This window comes from Actinophytocola xinjiangensis, assembly GCF_001921215.1.
Taxonomy (GTDB): Bacteria; Actinomycetota; Actinomycetes; order Mycobacteriales; family Pseudonocardiaceae; genus Actinophytocola; species Actinophytocola xinjiangensis.
The window spans coordinates 1,117,979-1,134,410 of sequence record NZ_MSIF01000001.1; the positions used below are offsets into that span (position 1 = coordinate 1,117,979).

The window sequence follows — 16,432 nt, forward strand, 5'->3', positions numbered from 1 at the left end:
GCGTCCGGTGAAACGGGACCGTGGGAAGGTTCGGACGACCTTTCCCGCCCGACACCGGAGGACGCCCACGATGCTGGCCGGACGGTTGGAGACCGCGAGTCGGACGTTCGCCGTGCGTGAGGTACCCGAGCCGGAGCCGGGCCGGGGCGAGGTGCGGGTCAGGGTGCGGGCCGCCGGTGTCTGCCTGTCCGACGTCCACCTGATCGACGGCTCGCTGCGCCCGTCGTTCAGCGGCCTCGCCGAGGTGACGTTGGGCCACGAGGTGGCCGGCGAGATCGATGCCCTCGGGTCGGACGTTCCGGGATGGTCGGTCGGGGACCGGGTGCTGCTGCGGGCCGGCGAGCGCTGCGGGACCTGTGCGACCTGTGTGCGTTTCCGCCTGCCGTGCCTCGCCGTGCGTGCCAGGGGCATCGACTACGACGGCGGTTGGGCCGAGTACGCCGTGGCCAGCCACCACACGCTGGTCGCGATCCCCGACGAACTCCCGTTCGAGCAGGCCGCGATCGTGCCCGACGCCGTGTCGACGCCGTGGGGCGCGGTCGCCGGCACCGGGCGGGCGGGCCCGGCACGGCCCGCCGGGGTGTGGGGTGCCGGTGGTCTCGGGGCACACGCTGTCCAGCTGCTGCGGTTGGTCGGAGCGGCCCCGATCGTGGCGGTCGACCCGAGGCGGGCGGCCCGGGAGCGGGCGTTGGACCTCGGCGCGGACGCGGTGTTCGCCCCGGACGATCCGGAGCTGCCGGCGGCGGTGCGGGCGGTGTCCGGAGGAGGACTGGACGTCGCGTTCGACCTGGCCGGGGCGGCGCGGGCCAGGGAGCAGGCGTTGGACTGTCTGGCCCCCGGTGGCCGGCTGGTGCTGGTCGGGCTGACGCCAGAGCCGTTGCGGGTCGACGACGCCACCACGATGACGTTCAACGGGCAGCAGATCCTCGGCCACTACGGTTCGCTGCCCGGTGCGGTGGATCAGCTGGTCACGTTGATCCGGCACGGTCGGCTCGACCTGAGCCGCTCCGTCTCCGGCGTCGTCGCCCTGGCCGACGCTGCGGACGCGGTGGCCAGGGTCAGGGACGGGATCGGCGATCCGGTCCGGCTGGTTCTCGTCCCGTGACCACGTCCCCGGGAGGCCGGGGCCGGAACGTGGTGATCGGCCCTACGAGCGGGAGGCGATCGCCTCGGTGGTGAGTCGTTCCAGGATCGGGACGGCGTCGTTGGGGCTGGGCAGGGTCAGGGTGGCCGCGTGCATGCGACTCATCCCCTCGGCGAACGACGGCTCGTCGAGCACGCGCAGCAGTGCCTCGCGCAACCCGCCGGGTGTCAGCTCGTCGAGCGGGATGACGATCGCGCCGCCCTGGTCGGCCGCCTTCCGTGCCAGCAGTGGATCGCCCCACTTCTGCGGTGGGATGATCACCTGGGGCACCTTGTGCCACAGCGCGGCCATCATCGTGGTGCCACCGGAGTGGTGGATGGTCGCCGAGCACGTGGACATGAGTGTGTGGATCGGCACGTAGTCCACCAGCCGCACGTTGTCCGGGACCTTGACCCCGTCGGGCACCTGCCCCGCGGTCAGCGTCGCGACGACGTCGAGGTCGAGGTCGGTCACCGCCTCGAACAGGTCCTCGACGGCGATGCCGTAGTTGTCGTTGTCGCGGATGTCGCGTACGGACCTGCCCAGTGTCAGACACACCCTCGGCCTGGTCAGCGGTTCGTACAGCCACGACGGGGTCTGCGTGGTGTGGCTGTACGCGAGTTGCCGCAGCGCCACGGTCGGTTCGGTCGAGCCGGTGTCGAGCATGGGGAGCGGGTTGATGGAGAAGTCTCCGACCACGACCCGCTCGTCGAAGGGCGCGTCGTACTTCGCGAGCATCCGTGACAGCAGGATCTCCATGCTGTCCTCGACACCGTCGCGCGCCTTGCGCCGGTTGAACGCCCCGCGCATCCGGCCGAACGGGTCATGTCCCCAGAGCAGGCGGGCGCTGGCCGCGCCGGCGAGCCTGGCCGCCACCATGGTCTGGGACGCGAAGGTGTCCCAGACCACGAGGTCCGGGCGCCACGAGCGGGTCTTGTCGATCAGCTCCGCCATGGTCTCGCGGAGCGCGTCCGAACCGTAGTGCATGACGAACGGCCCGAGGATGAGGCTGCGTAGTTCGTCGTCGTGGGCCGTCCCGCCGCTGTCGATGCCGGAGATCCGCGAGAGCCACGTCATCGCGCCGATGTCGAGGCTGAGGTCCGCGGGCTCCCCGTAGGACTCGACCGCCAGTCCGGTGCCGGTGACGGTGTCGACGACGTTGGGCGCCGTCACCACCCGCACGTCGTGTCCCGCGTTCTGGAAGGCCCAGGCGAGCGGCACCATCAGGCAGTAGTGCGACGGCGCCGGGAACGGCACGAACTGAACGCGCACGGATACCCCTCTCTCAGGCCTTCCGGAACAGGCCCTGCCAGTAGTGCGTGTAGGCCAGGTGGTGGTCGTCGGCGACCGACTGCCACGCGGCACCGGGACGGTAGGCGTCGAGGTAGGCCGGGACCTTGGCCCGCACCTGGTCGGAGTGCGAGATGTCGATGACCTCGTGCAGTGTCCTCGGCCCGGTCGCCATGGCCATGTTCACGAGTTCGGGGCCGTAGCTGTGTCCGTCCAGCGTCGGGTCGTAGTACTTGCCGACCGGGTTCACCGAGTAGAACCACCGGCAGGTCCCGTCGATGGCCGCGAGGTAGCTCGTCACCGTCTCCGGCGTCATCTCGGCGAAGGAGTCGATGTTGATGGCCAGGTCGAACCGCGACACCGCGAACAGCGCCTCGGCCTCGTCGATCGTCACGAACGACATGCGCGAGAGTTGTTCTGGCGTCAGCACCTCGGTCAGGTAGGCACGGGACAGCGCGAGCGTGCTCGGCAGGTCGACGATGGTGTACGAGGCGATGTCGTGGTTGGACAGCAGGGTGTGGCAGGTGCGGCCGAAGCCGGCGCCGATCTCCAGGACCCGCGCGCCGTCCAGGGCGACGTGCGGTGCGATGAAGTCCAGCTCGTGCACGCCGAGCAGGTAGTCCATGCACATCGGCTCGCCGTTGATGTGCACGGTGATCGGTGACCCGACCCGTCGGTTGTTGATCGCGCGCAGCCTGGTCAGGTTCTGTTCGGACAGCGCCATGCCGATGTGGAAGATCAGTGACCGGACGTAGCGGACGCCGTTCACCGCCGGGTCCCACATGGACAGTTTGTTCTCGGGGCTGGACTTGAATTCCGTGAGATCGGTCGCCAGCTCCTCGGTCACCGTGGTCTGGCTGTAGCGCGCCCACAGCGGGCTCGCTCCGAACTGGTGGGTCGTCATCGCGTCTCCAGTAGTTCGACTACCTCTGCGGGTGGCGGCATCGCGGCGATCTCGTCGGCGAGGGCGGCCGCGGCCCCGCGTACGGCGTCGTCGGCGAGCAACGAACTCGCCAGCTCATGGATCACGTCGGGGGTGACCTCGTGTTGGGGCAGCATCGCGCCGGCGCCGGAGTCCCGCACCGCCGCCGAGATGCCGGGCTCGATGGCCTGGGTGTCCGGCAGCACGAGCTGGGGGAGTCCGGCGGACAGGGCGTTGAGCATGGCGCCGGGTCCGCCGTGGTGCACGACCATGGCGCAGTGCGGGATGACCAGGCTCTGCGGCACCCACGGGTGGACGTGCACGTTGTCCGGCAGGCCGGCCAGGTCCTCGCCGGTCATCACGCCTGTGGACATCAGTACGTCGACCGGCAGCCGGGCCAGGCCGGTGGCGATGTCGCGCAGCAGTCCGCTGGCCCCTGTGTCCAGCGCGGAGCTGACGGTCACGTAGACGATCGGGCGGGTGCGCCGCGCCACCACCGGGGGCAGCTCCTCGTCGGGGAAGCTCCACCCGAGGGGGCGCATCGGGATCCGTTCGACGCCGGAGCGGAAAGCGGGAGTCTGCAGCGACTCCGGGCAGATGTCGAGGTAGGGCACGACCCCCGGGACGCCGAGGTCGGCGGCCACCTTCGCGGTGCGGTCCGCGGTCTGGCTGGTGATGGCGGTGGTCATCACCGGTCCCCACGTCGAGCCCATCGCGGGCACCCCGGCGTACTCCGCGGCGAACCACCCGCCGGGGTTGCCGATCTCGCTGACCACCAGGTCAGCGCGGAAGCGGTCGATCACCGGCAGGAGCGTGGCGAACATGGCCCGTGGCACGACGTCGCCGAACACCACGGTGCCGATGTCCGGCATCTCCTCGGCGATGTCCAGCCCCGCCGCCGCCCTGGCGGTGATCACCCGGTCGAAGGCCTTCAGGTGCGGGATGCCCGCCTCGACCGTCTCGATGCCCGACCGGTGCAGCGCCGGGAACAGTTTCTCCCCGGTGGCGAACAGGACGTCGTGCCCGGCGGCGCGCGCGGCGTCGGCCAGTGGCAGCAGGGGGAAGACGTGTCCGTAGGCGTCGACGGCAGCGAAGAGGATCCGCACGGTGACAACGATAGGCAGCGGGCCGGCGGGTTTTCCCTAGACCCGGGGCTGACGTGCCGGGCGGTCAGGACTCCTTCGTGCCGATGAACAGGCCTCGGCCGGTCGGCCAACCCGGGGTGTAGGTCGCCGGGCAACCCGCGTCGGCGAACGCCGAGAGGTACTCCTCCTTCGTCCACAGGCAGAGCATGTCGATCTCGGTGAACTGGGTGATGCCGTCGTCGTCGGCGTACACGTAACGCAGGTCCATGCGGGTCTGGTGACCCACCTTCGTGGAATGGGAAACACGGGTGACCACGCGGTTGCCCTCCTGGGCGGCGAAGCCGGCGGCGTAGCCCTCGATGAACTGCTCGGGGAACCACCACGGCTCGATGATCAACACGCCACCGGGGTTGAGGTGCGCGCTCATGGCGCGCAGCGCGGCACGCAGGTCGTCGCTGTCGTCCAGGTAGCCGATGGAGCAGTACATGCACACCATCGCGTCGTAGGTCGTGCCGAGGTCGAACGTGCGCATGTCGTCCTCGTGCAGTGTCACCCCGGGCAACCGCTTCCTGGCGAGCTCGAGCATCGGCACCGCCAGTTCGAGCCCCTCGGCGCGGCCGAAGAGGTCCACGAACGTCTCCAGATGGGCGCCGGTGCCGCAGGCGACGTCGAGCAGCGAGTCCGCGTCGGGCTTGATCTCCCTGATCCGCTCCGCCAGGACCTTGGCCTCCTGGCCCCAGTCCTTGCCTCGGCCCCGGTAGAGGAGCTCGTAGACGGCGGCGTGCGCTTCGGTGAACATGGGATCTCCTCATCTGCTTTCGGCCACACTATGGCATGGCCCAGTGGAGATCCCCCCAGATCCATGGCAGGGATTTCCCTAGCTCTCACGGCACTACCGTCCCGGTAAGACATCGTAGTGGACGAGAGACAGTCGTATGAGACGGTGGGAAGACATCTCGATCTCCGAGCGCCTGGCCCGTTCGGCCTCGCCGGCCGTGGACACGGTCGGCGACCTGGACGCGTTCCGTGAGCTCATGCGCTCGTCGGCGGCGACGATGTACACCAACGTCGAACGGGTCGCCCTGTCGGCACTGTCCGACTGGTACGAGTGCACCGACACCGGCGCGTTCCGCCACCGCAGCGGCAGGTTCTTCACCATCGAGGGTGTCTCGGTGGACGTCCCGTCGATGCCGATCCCCCGGTGGGACCAGCCGATCATCCGCCAACCGGAGATCGGCATCCTCGGCCTGCTGGTCAAGGAGTTCGACGGGGTGCTGCACTGCCTCGTGCAGCTGAAGGCCGAACCGGGCAACTGCAACGGTATCCAGGTGTCGCCGACGGTGCAGGCCACCCGCAGCAACTACACCCGGGTGCACGGCGGGACGGAGACCCCGTACCTCGACTACTTCCGGGACCGTGCTCGGCACCGGGTTCTGGTCGACGTCCGTCAGTCCGAGCAGGGCAGCTGGTTCCTCAGCAAGCGCAACCGGAACATGGTGGTCGAGGTGAGCGGCGACGTCGAGGTGCACGACGGCTTCGGCTGGCTGACCCTCGCCCAGGTGCACGACCTGCTCGGTCAGGACGACGTGGTCAACATGGACACCCGGTCGGTCCTCGCCTGCCTGCCCTTCGGCGAGCCCGCGCCAGACGAGCGGAGCAGGCACAGCACCGGCGAACTGCTCGGGTGGCTGACCGAGACCCGTGCCTCGGTGGACATCTCGGTGCGGCGCAAGCCGATTCGCGAGCTGAACGGGTGGCACTACGACGGGAACATCGTCACGCACGAGGACTCGCGGCACTTCGACGTGATCGGGGTGGTGGTGCAGGCGCACGGGCGTGAGGTCGGCACCTGGGACCAGCCGATGATCGCCGCCCGCGGCACGGGGCTGACCGCCTTCCTGCGGACCACGATCGACGGCGTGCCGCACGTTCTGGTGCACGCCAAGGTGGAACCGGGGATCTTCGACGTGGCGGAGATCGCGCCGACCGTGCAGTGCGCCCCGGAGACCTACATCCACCTGCCACGACAGACCTGGCCGCCGTTCCTCGCCGAGCTCCTCACCGCGGACGCGAGCCGCATCCGGCTCGACGTGACGCAGTCCGAGGAAGGCGGCCGGTTCCTGCGGACCCGCAGCCGCAACCTGATCGTGGATGTCGACGAGCCGGTCGAGCACCCGGACTACCGCTGGGTGACCGTGTCGCAGCTCGCCGAGTTGCTGCGGCACAGTCACTACGTCAACATCCAGACCCGCAGCCTCCTGGCCTGTCTGCGTTCGCTGCGGGACAGCCCCACCGCCGTGGAGTCCATCGTATGACGACCATCACGGTGCTCGGCGCCGGAGGGTTCATCGGTTCGGCCGTCGTGGCCGCGCTGTCCGCTCGAGACATCGACCTCCGACTGGTCGCGCGGCGGCCGTTGGAGCCGCCGGTGGGCGCCGTCGCGACCGTCACCACCCATGTCGTGGACGTGACAGAACCCGAGGCGTTGTCGCCGGTACTCCTCGGTTCCGACATGGTCGTGCACCTGGTGAAGCACAGCGGTGACTGGCGACTGGCCGACACCGACCCGGCCACCGAGGCGGTCAACGTCGATGTCATGCGGACCGTGGTCGACACGTTCGCCGGCCGCGACGAGACCCCGCTCGTCGTCTGGACCGGTACGGTCGGCCAGGTCGGCGTCACGCCGTCGCACCCGATGGACGGCAGCGAACCCGACGACCCCAGGGACGGCTACGACCAGCAGAAGCTCGCCGCCGAACGGATCCTGCTCGACGGGCACGCCGCCGGCGCGGTGCGCGGTGTCAGTCTGCGGCTGGCGACGATCTTCGGGCAGCGCCGGGGCGGCCCGGCCGATGCCGGCGTGGTGGTCAGCATGGCGCGCCGGGCGATGGCGGGCGAGCCACTGACGATGTGGGGCGACGGGAGCGTCCGGCGGGACCTGTTGTACGTGGATGATCTCGTCGGCGCGATCCTCGCCGCGATCGACAACCCGCACGGGCTCGTCGGCCGGCACTGGGTGCTCGGCTCCGGCGAGGAGTGGTCCCTGCGGGAGATCTTCACGGCGGTGGCGAACGCGGTGTCCGTCCACACCGGAAGGACCGCGGTGCCGGTGACGGCCGTGGCGCCACCGCCCAACACGAGTGCTGGTGACGCGCGTGACGTGCTCATCGACCCGGGTCCCTTCCGGCGCGCGTCGGGCTGGGCGCCGAGAGTGCCGCCCGGGGAAGGCATCGACCGCACGGTCGCTGTCCTGGTGGAAACACTCGCCGTAGCGGAGCGACCATTGGAGGGAACATGACGGTTCGGGTCTGGGACTACCTGGCCGAGTACGACGAGGAACGCGCCGACATCCTGGACGCGGTGGACACGGTGTTCCGCTCGGGCCAGTTGGTGCTCGGTGAGAGCGTGCGGTCCTTCGAGGCGGAGTTCGCCGCGTGCCACGGTCTCGCGCACTGCGTGGGAGTGGACAACGGCACCAACGCGATCGAGCTGGCGTTGCGGGCCATGGGCGTGAAGCCCGGCGACGAGGTCATCACGGTCTCGAACACCGCGGCGCCGACGGTGGTGGCGATCGACGCGCTCGGCGCCACTCCGGTGTTCGTGGACATCCGCGAGTCGGACTACCTGATGGACACCGACCAGGTGGCCGACGCGATCACCAGCCGTACCAAGGCGATCGTGCCGGTGCACCTGTACGGCCAGTGCGTCGACCTGGCGCCGCTGACGGCGTTGGCCCGTGATCACGGCCTGGGGATCATGGAGGACTGCGCGCAGGCACACGGCGCACGGCGCGACGGCGTGCTCGCCGGGGCGACCGGTGACGCGGCGTCGTTCTCGTTCTACCCCACCAAAGTGCTCGGCGCCTACGGGGACGGCGGAGCGATCATCACCAACCAGGAGAGCGTCGCCGAGGGTGCCCGTAGGCTGCGGTTCTACGGCATGGCCGAGCGGTACTTCGTGGTGGAGACCCCGGGCCACAACAGCAGGCTGGACGAGGTGCAGGCGGAGATCCTGCGGCGCAAGCTGCGCAGGCTCGACGCCTACGTCGCGGGCCGGCAGGCACTCGCGAGGCGTTACGCGGACGCGTTGGCCGACACCGACCTCGTGCTGCCGGCCGTGACCGAGGGCAACGAGCACGTGTACTACGTGTACGTGGTGCGCCATCCCCGCCGCGACGACATCCTGGAACGGTTGAAGGGCTACGACATCAGCCTGAACATCAGCTATCCGTGGCCGGTGCACGTCCAGACCGGGTTCGCGAAGCTGGGCTACGAGGTCGGCTCGTTGCCGGTGACCGAGGCGCTCGCGCACGAGATCTTCTCGCTGCCGATGTACCCGTCGCTGTCGGAGGACGTGCAGGACAAGGTGATCCACGCACTGCGCGAGGTCCTGGCCACGCTGTAGAGCCGCCACTGCGGGTCGCCAGGTCGAGCCGGCGACCCGCAGTGGTTTCAGGGTCTGTTCAGGATCGTTCGAGGCGGCCTTCGTCGAGGGCCAGGCAGGTCTCGTAGTCGGGCAGGCTGCCCTTGGCGAGCGCCTCGGCGAGCGTGTCCGCCGTGGTGTCCCGGGGCGAGAGCATCGGCTCGATGTCGTCGGGGATCGGCAGCTTGAGCTCGGGGTCCAGAACCGAGACCGACTGCTCGTTGGTCGCGATGTACTCGGTCGACAGGGAGTACGCCACCACCGAGTCGTCGGCCAGCGCCACGAACATGTGCCCGACCCCCGTCGGGAAGTACACCCCGCGTGGCTGCTTCCAGTCCAGGACGAGGGAGTCCCACTCGCCGAAGGTGGGCGACCCCCGACGCAGGTCGACGATGACGTCCAGCACGGTCCCGTGTGGACAGGTCACGTACTTCGCGGCGCCCGGTGGGGTCGTCGTGTAGTGGACGCCGCGTACCACGCCGCGCTGGGACACGCTGTAGCTCATCTGCCGGACGGGGAACAGGACCCGATCGAGCGTCTCCTCGAACGCCGAGGTGAGGAACGGCGAGACGAACAGGCCCCGGTCGTCGCCGTGCACCGGGGGAGTGAACTCGAAGGCGCCGACGACGCCGAGCTCGCGGACCTTCACGCGCACCACCCCGCGTGAGCCTCTCGACCGCCGACTCGCGAGCTCCGGCACGTGGCCATGTTCGGGGGCATCCTCACTCCTTCGACGTGACGAACACACGATCGACCAGCTCCGCCGCCTGGTCAGTGTTGAGTCGAGGGTCGCACAGGGATGTGTAGCGAGTCGCCAGTTCCTGTTCGGACCGGTCGGACCGGATGGCTCCGCCGACACATTCGGTGACCGGGTCCGGCGAGGTCTCCAGGTGCAGGCCGCCCGCCGGTACGCCGCAGGCCGCCAGCACGGCCAGGAAGGTCGCCGCCTCGGCGACGATGGTGTCCAGGTGGCGGGTCTTGCGCCCGGTCTCGGTGCGGAGGGTGTTGCCGTGCATGGGATCCGACAGCCACACCACCGGGTGGCCCGCGTCGCGGACGGCACGGACGAGCGGTGGCAGCGCCGCCGCGACGGCGTCGGCGCCCACCCGGGCGATGAGGGTGAGCCTGCCGGGTTCGCGGTCGGGGTCGAGCGCCGCGCACAGAGCCAGCGCGTCGGCCGGTGTCGTCGCCGGGCCGAGCTTGGCGGCGACCGGGTTGACGACCGCGGCCAGCAGCGCGACGTGCGCCCCCGCCGGGTCGCCGGTCCGCAGGCCCACCCACGGGAAGTGGGTCGAGCCGAGGTACCGGGCGCCGGTCGTGGGGTCGGTGCGTACGAGCGCACCGTCGTAGTCGATGACCAGCGCGTCGTGGCTCGACCATGGTCCGGACACCGACTCCAGCCGTCGGGCCCGCAGCGCGCGCTGGACCTCGCCGGAGAACTGGTAGCCCCACAGCAGCCGGCGCGGGTTGTGCCACCGGGCCTGGACGGAGGCTACCTCGGAGTTCACCAGGTGCCCCCGGAACGAGGGGAGGGTGATCCCGTCGACGACCTCGGTGGGGTTCGTCCTCGGTTTCGCGTACTGGCCACCGAGACGGCCGACCCGTATCACGTCCTGGCCGACCCGATCGGCGAGGCGGTCGGCGAGCGTGTCGAGAGCGGCGATCCGCCGAGCCGTGTGCTCGGCGGTGCTCTCGTAGAAGCTCTCGGCGCAGTCACCGACCTGCAGCAGCCGGGCCTCGCCCCGCGCGACCGCGGCGAGCCCGGCACGCAGCTCGCGCAGCTCCTCGGGCAGCACGAGCGGGGGCGCGTCGGCGAGCTTCTCCCGGACGCGGTCGTAGGCGGGGTGGTGGCGCCAGTCGGGTTGCTGGAGCGCGGGGAGGGTGTCCCACTCGGCGGTGGGCGGCGCGCCGGGGAGCGATGTCGCGGTCATGGGCCCGGCCTCACCGCGACGATGCCCTCCACCTCGACCAGCAGGTCGGAGCGGCAGATGTCGGCGTTGAGGTAGGCGACGTCGGCGGTGCCGGAGATGGCCGCGTCGCAGATCTCGCGCACCACCGGGATGTCGGCGCGGTGCCGGACGTAGATCTTCACGGTCGACAGGTCGGTCAGCGCGTGCCCCTCGCACGAGCCGATGTCGTGGGCGAACATGTTGCCCGAGCCGATGACGTGCGCGATGTTGTCCAGCGCGAGCCGGCACTGGCCGGCCACGTCGCCCTCGTGCATCGTCGCGTGCCCGAGGATTCCGGCGGTGCCGGACACGTACACGAACGCGGCGCCGTCGCAGGTGGCCAGGTGGGTGGCGCGGGCGAAGTTCGGCGCCTTGGGGCCGTACTGGCGCGGGTAGTGGTAGGCGGGGACCTGGCGCGGGTTCTCCAGGTTGACCTGGGTGCCCGACCGGTGCGCGAGCAGGTAGCAGACGATCCCGCCGCCGTGGGCGCCGATGACGGTGGCCGCCGGCATGTCGTGGGTGATGCCGTGCCGTTCGAGCACGCGCGCCCGGCCGACGCAGAAGTCGCGGTACACCTCCAGCCCGTCGGCGTTGAGGTCGTTGAGCGAGCCGATGTAGTGCCAGATGCGGAACGGTCGGTAGCCGAGGGAGGACGTGAGGGCCAACGCGTCGGCGTAGGCGGCCTCTGTGGCGTCGGCGTAGGTGTGCGACTCCGGCAGGTGGAACGCGCAGAACAGGAATTCGCCGTCGGCGGCGTAGGAAATCTCGCCGTACCGTCCCGGCGTCACCGGTCGCGCGGTTGTCCACACTTCGGAGAAACCGTCCGAAATTGTGGTGGCGAGCTGGACCGAGACTCGTGGGCAGGAACTGTCAATAGTGATTTCCCTAGACTTCGTGGTGAAGTCGACCACGCCGAGCAGATGGCGGCCGGCATCTGGCGTCAGTTCGTCCTTGAGCCCGTGTAGGGTCACTGTCGGCGCGTTGAGCTGGGTGTTCACGTCCTCAGGAGTAGCGCAACACCTGCTGGCGCGACGCCAGTTAGGGGTGGGAGTAGGGGGATTTGTGGGGTGCTGGGGCGGGTAATGCGATAAAAACCCCTAGCGTCGCGCTGCCTAGGGTGAGAGCACCCGAAGTCGGTCATTCGAGGATGTGGTGAAGTGCTGCGCACCGACCTGATCCGTCCCCTGTACGACCTCCTACGCGCGCACGCGACGCGCGCGGGCGAGCGCGTCGCCTTTCTCGATTCCCGCCGCGAGGTGACCTACGCCGAGCTCGAGCGGCGGACCGGTCGGCTGGCCGGGCACCTCGCCGCGCTCGGCGTCGACAGGGGCGACCGGGTCGCCGTGCACTTCGGCAACCGGGTCGAGATGGTCGAGGGTTACCACGGGGTCGCGCGCGCGAGCGGGGTGTGCGTGCCGGTGAACCCGAGGATCAGCGACGCCGAGTTGGCGCACGTGCTCGCCGAGAGCGGCGCGGTGGCGGTGCTGACCGACGAGTCGCGCCTGCCGCAGGTGACGCGGGTCGCCGGCGGTCGCACGGTCGTGGCGACCGGGACCTCCCTTCCGCGCGGCGTGCACGCCTACGAGTCGCTGGCCGGTACGCCCGCTCCCGAGCCCCCGCGCGACGACCTCGGCCTCGACGAGCCCGCCTACCTGTTGTTCACCTCGGGCACCACGGGCAAGCCGAAGGGCGCGCTGTGCACCACCCGCAACTCGCTGTGGACGATCGCGTCCTGCTACGCGCCGATTCTCGGACTGTCCGCCGAGGACCGGCTGCTGTGGCCGCTTCCGCTGTCCCACAGCCTCGGGCACAACCTGGGCGTGCTCGGTGTGACGGCGGTCGGCGCGACCGCGTACGTCATGGACACCTTCTCCGCCGGTGAGGCGCTCGCACTGCTGACCGACCAGCGGATCACCTACCTGGCCGCCGTGCCGACCATGTACCACCAGTTGGTGGCCGCTGCCCGCGAGCGCGGCAGTCGCGGCGAGCCGCTCGGCTCGCTGCGGATGTGCATGACCGCCGGGTCGCCCGCCTCCGAGGCGCTGCGCGAGTCGGTCCTCGACGCGTTCGGCGCTGACCTGATCGAGCACTACGGCTCGACCGAGACCTGCGGCCCCATCGCGACCAACTGGCCCGCCGGGACACGGGTGCCCGGATCGTGCGGGCTGCCGGTGCCGGGGCTGTCGTTGCGGCTGGTGGACCACGAGACCGGTCTCGACGTGCCGACGGGTGCCGAGGGCGAGGTGTGGGTGTCGAGCCCGGGTGTGATGCTCGGCTACTACGATCCGGCGACCGGCGCCACCCCACCGCCCGGTGGCTGGCACCGCACCGGCGACCTCGCCCGCCGCGACGAGGCCGGCTACCTCACGATCACCGGCCGCATCAAGGAGCTGATCATCCGTGGCGGGGAGAACATCCATCCCGGTGAGGTCGAGGCGGTGCTCGCCTCCCAGCCCGGTGTCGTCGAGGTGGCGGTGGCGGCCAAACCGCACGAGGTGCTCGGGCAGGTGCCGGTCGCGCTGGTGGTGCCCGGCCCGGACGGGGTCGACCCCCGGGCGCTGATCGCCGCGTGCCGCGAACAGCTGTCCTACTACAAGGTGCCCGAGGAGGTGCACGCGATCACGCGGGTGCCGAGGACACCGTCGGGCAAGATCCTGCGCCGCGAACTGGACGACGAACCACGCAGGCTGCTCGGTGCGGGCGCGGGATCGGTCGACGGCCTGTTCCGGGTCGGCTGGCGGCCCCTGGCCGACACCGAGCAGGTGGAACCGCTGCGGTGGACGGCGTTCGACGCGAATCCAGGAGAGGACACCGTCGCGGCGTGCGCCATCGCCGGTCTGGCGGGCCGGGTACGCGCCTGGTTGGCCGACGAGCGCAACGGCGGTACGACACTGGCCGTGGTGACCCGCGAGGCCGTGACCGACGGCTTCGCGGCCGATCCGGAGTGGGCCCGGCTGCGGGCGGCGTCGCCCGGGCGGCTGGTGCTGGTGGACATCGACGAGCCCGGCCTGGCGCGTGACGAGCTGGCCAGGTTGGTGGAGTCGGGAGAGCCCTGGCTGACCGTGCGCGACGGGATGGCGCTGGTACCTCGGCTGGCACGGGTGCCGCTCGGCCCGACACGGGACTTCGCGCCCGAGGACGTGGTCCTGCTGACGGGCGCGGCCGATCCGGTCGGCGCCGCGATCGCCACGCAGCTGGTGAGCGGGCACGGGGTACGCAACCTGCTGCTGGTCGGGACCGCCGTCGGCGGGGACGACCTGGTGGCGAGGCTGGGTGCGCTCGGTGCCGAGGTGGCGACGGTGGCCGGGGACCTCACCGACCGGTGGACGGCGGCCGCCGTGGTGGCCGAACTGACCGGACCGGTGGCCGCGGTGGTGCACACCTCGAACGCCGGTGACGACCTCGCCGCCCTGTGCGCGCTGGGCGCGGACGCCCGACCTGTGGTGGTGACCGGCGTCGGCGACGTGATCGGTGCGCAAGGGGAGGACCGTGCGGCGCGGGCCGCGTCGGCCGCGGCGTTGGTGCGTGCGCGCGGCGGGGTCTTCCTGGCGACGACGCGGTGGGCGCCGGACGGGCTGACCGTGCGGGAGGGACTGTCCCTGTTCGACGCGGCGATGTCCGCGGGTGAGGTGTGCCTGATCGCCCCCGGCCCGGCGGGCGCCGAGCCGTCGTTGACCCTGCGCGGCGAGGCCGAGGAGGAGGCCGTCGCCTGGTCGGCGGTGGACGACACCGTGCGCGGCGAGCTGACGGCCCGGCTGATGGCGCTGCGACCGGCCGACCAGGAGACCCTGCTGCTGGAGCTGGTCCGTCACGAGGTGGCGGCCGTACTGGGCGAGGCCTTCGACGGTGGCGCCGACATCGCCGCCGGGGTGGCGTTCAGGGACCTGGGGCTGACGTCGGTCTCCGCGGTGCGGTTGCGTAACCGGCTGGCCGAGGCGACGGGCCTGGCGCTGCCGGCGACCGTCGCCTTCGACCATCCCTCCTCGCGGGCGGTCGCGCGGTACCTGCTCACCGAGTTGGGCGGCGTGGTCGAGGCCGCCGCGACCTCGGAGAGGCGGGTCGAGGCGGTGCGCGCCGACGACCCCGTGGTGATCGTCGGCATGAGCTGCCGCTACCCGGGCGGCATCGAGTCACCCGCCGACCTGTGGCGTCTGGTGGCCGCCGGAGGCGAGGCCATCGGCGACTTCCCGACCGACCGGGGCTGGGACCTCGGGTCCCTGTTCGCTGACGTCGAGTCGGACGAGAGCGGCACCTCCTATACCAGCCGGGGAGGGTTCCTCGACGGTGTCGGCGACTTCGACCCCCTGTTCTTCGGGATCTCGCCGGGCGAGGCCCTGGTGATGGACCCGCAGCAGCGTCTGCTGCTCGAAACGGCCTGGGAGGCGCTGGAGTCCGGCGGCATCGACCCGGCCTCCCTGCGGGGCAGCAGAACCGGGGTGTTCGCGGGACTCATGCACCACGACTACGGTGCCCGGTACGCCACCGTGCCGGGCGACCTGGAGGTGTACCTGGGCACGGCCTCGGCGGGCAGCGTCGCCTCGGGCCGGATCGCCTACACGCTCGGGCTGGAGGGCCCGGCGGTCACGATCGACACGGCGTGCTCGTCGTCGCTGGTGGGATTGCACCTGGCCGCGCAGGCGCTGCGGCTGGGGGAGTGCGACCTCGCGCTGGCCGGCGCGGCCGCGGTGATGGCCTCACCGCAGGTGTTCGTCGAGTTCTCCCGGCAGCGGGCGCTGGCGCCGGACGGCCGATGCAAGGCGTTCTCCGACGACGCCGACGGCACCGGCTGGTCGGAGGGCGTCGGCATGCTGGTGCTGGCGCGGCGTTCGGACGCGGAACGGCTCGGCTACCCGATCCTGGCGGTGGTCCGTGGATCGGCGATCAACTCCGACGGGGCGTCGAACGGGTTGACCGCGCCGAACGGTCCGTCGCAGCAGCGGGTGATCCGTGCGGCGCTCGCGTCGGCCGGTCTGTCGGCGGCGGACGTCGATGTGGTGGAGGCGCACGGCACGGGCACGTCGTTGGGTGATCCGATCGAGGCGCAGGCGCTGCTCGCGACCTACGGTCAGGACCGGGACATGCCGTTGCTGCTCGGGTCACTCAAGTCGAACCTGGGGCACACGCAGGCCGCGGCCGGTGTCGGCGGCGTGATCAAGATGATCGCCGCGATGCGTCACGGTGTCGTGCCGGCGACCCTGCACGCGGGCCGACCGTCCTCCACAGTGGACTGGACGGCCGGGTCGGTCGAACTGGTCACGGCCAACCGCGAGTGGGTGGCGGAGGGACGACCGCGCCGCGCCGCCGTGTCGTCGTTCGGGATCAGCGGCACCAACGCGCACGTGATCCTGGAGCAGGGTCCGACCGAACCCGTCCCGTCATCGACGGCTCCGGGGTGTGTGCCCTGGGTCGTGTCGGCCGCCTCCGGCGCCGCGTTGGACGGGCAGGTCGCCAGGCTCGCCGGACTGTCCGGATCACCGGCCGACATCGGTGTGTCCCTGTTGCGGCGCAGCGGATTCGCGCATCGCGCGGTGGTCCTCGACGGCGTGGAGGTCGCTCGTGGGATCGCCCGGCCTGGCCGGGTTGGGTTCGTGTTCGCTGGTCAGGGTGCGCAGCGGGTGGGTATGGGTCGTGAGTTGTGTGA

The 16,432-nt window shown here is 70.9% G+C and carries 12 protein-coding genes; 5 read left to right on the forward strand and 7 right to left on the reverse strand.

All coding sequences use genetic code 11. From position 1 onward, the window contains the following. The first annotated feature begins 70 nt into the window (after positions 1 to 70). Positions 71 to 1,105 (forward strand): zinc-binding dehydrogenase, encoded by a 1,035-nt coding sequence (locus BLA60_RS04800; RefSeq protein ID WP_075131388.1) that lies wholly within the window; start codon positions 71 to 73, stop codon positions 1,103 to 1,105. Positions 1,106 to 1,147: 42 nt separating this feature from the next. Here BLA60_RS04800 and BLA60_RS04805 read toward each other — a convergent pair whose 3' ends face one another. The 4 genes from BLA60_RS04805 to BLA60_RS04820 all read right to left on the reverse strand — a co-directional run bounded on the left by BLA60_RS04805 (position 1,148) and on the right by BLA60_RS04820 (position 5,219). Then, entirely contained in the window at positions 1,148 to 2,395 is a 1,248-nt protein-coding gene (locus BLA60_RS04805) for a nucleotide disphospho-sugar-binding domain-containing protein (RefSeq protein ID WP_084734624.1), read from the reverse strand. Between the two features lie 13 nt (positions 2,396 to 2,408). Continuing rightward, complete coding sequence (locus tag BLA60_RS04810) at positions 2,409 to 3,317, reverse strand: putative sugar O-methyltransferase (RefSeq protein WP_075131389.1); 909 nt, start codon at positions 3,315 to 3,317, stop codon at positions 2,409 to 2,411. After that, on the reverse strand, positions 3,314 to 4,441 hold the full coding sequence (locus BLA60_RS04815; RefSeq protein WP_075131390.1) for a glycosyltransferase: 1,128 nt from the start codon (positions 4,439 to 4,441) through the stop codon (positions 3,314 to 3,316). Before BLA60_RS04815 ends, BLA60_RS04810 begins: the two co-directional genes overlap by 4 nt. A 64-nt stretch (positions 4,442 to 4,505) precedes the next feature. After that, positions 4,506 to 5,219 carry a class I SAM-dependent methyltransferase gene (locus BLA60_RS04820; RefSeq protein WP_075131391.1) on the reverse strand — a complete coding sequence of 238 codons (714 nt, stop codon included), beginning with the start codon at positions 5,217 to 5,219 and terminating at the stop codon, positions 4,506 to 4,508. Between the two features lie 136 nt (positions 5,220 to 5,355). Between BLA60_RS04820 and BLA60_RS04825 the strand changes: the two genes are divergently transcribed. Genes BLA60_RS04825 through BLA60_RS04835 form a run of 3 tightly spaced genes read left to right on the forward strand, consistent with a single transcriptional unit; the run spans position 5,356 to position 8,824 of the window. Continuing rightward, positions 5,356 to 6,735, forward strand: coding sequence for an NDP-hexose 2,3-dehydratase family protein (locus tag BLA60_RS04825; RefSeq protein ID WP_075131392.1), 1,380 nt, complete (start codon positions 5,356 to 5,358; stop codon positions 6,733 to 6,735). Continuing rightward, positions 6,732 to 7,718, forward strand: coding sequence for an NAD-dependent epimerase/dehydratase family protein (locus BLA60_RS04830; RefSeq protein WP_075131393.1), 987 nt, complete (start codon positions 6,732 to 6,734; stop codon positions 7,716 to 7,718). Before BLA60_RS04825 ends, BLA60_RS04830 begins: the two co-directional genes overlap by 4 nt. After that, a complete protein-coding gene (locus BLA60_RS04835; protein ID WP_075131394.1) occupies positions 7,715 to 8,824 on the forward strand; it encodes a DegT/DnrJ/EryC1/StrS family aminotransferase in 1,110 nt (369 codons plus the stop codon). The genes BLA60_RS04830 and BLA60_RS04835 overlap by 4 nt, the downstream gene beginning before the upstream one ends. A gap of 58 nt (positions 8,825 to 8,882) precedes the next feature. On the opposite strand, the gene BLA60_RS04840 is transcribed toward BLA60_RS04835, so the two are convergent. From BLA60_RS04840 to BLA60_RS04850, 3 genes are all read right to left on the reverse strand, one after another. Beyond that, on the reverse strand, positions 8,883 to 9,491 hold the full coding sequence (locus BLA60_RS04840; RefSeq protein ID WP_075131538.1) for a dTDP-4-dehydrorhamnose 3,5-epimerase family protein: 609 nt from the start codon (positions 9,489 to 9,491) through the stop codon (positions 8,883 to 8,885). Positions 9,492 to 9,564: 73 nt separating this feature from the next. Next, positions 9,565 to 10,773 (reverse strand): 3-deoxy-7-phosphoheptulonate synthase, encoded by a 1,209-nt coding sequence (locus BLA60_RS04845; RefSeq protein ID WP_075131395.1) that lies wholly within the window; start codon positions 10,771 to 10,773, stop codon positions 9,565 to 9,567. Beyond that, positions 10,770 to 11,789 carry an FkbO/Hyg5 family chorismatase gene (locus BLA60_RS04850; RefSeq protein WP_084734625.1) on the reverse strand — a complete coding sequence of 340 codons (1,020 nt, stop codon included), beginning with the start codon at positions 11,787 to 11,789 and terminating at the stop codon, positions 10,770 to 10,772. Before BLA60_RS04850 ends, BLA60_RS04845 begins: the two co-directional genes overlap by 4 nt. A gap of 159 nt (positions 11,790 to 11,948) precedes the next feature. Between BLA60_RS04850 and BLA60_RS04855 the strand changes: the two genes are divergently transcribed. After that, positions 11,949 to 16,432, forward strand: a 4,484-nt coding sequence (locus BLA60_RS04855) for an AMP-binding protein (RefSeq protein WP_154814107.1), incomplete at its 3' end; no start/stop codon positions are given.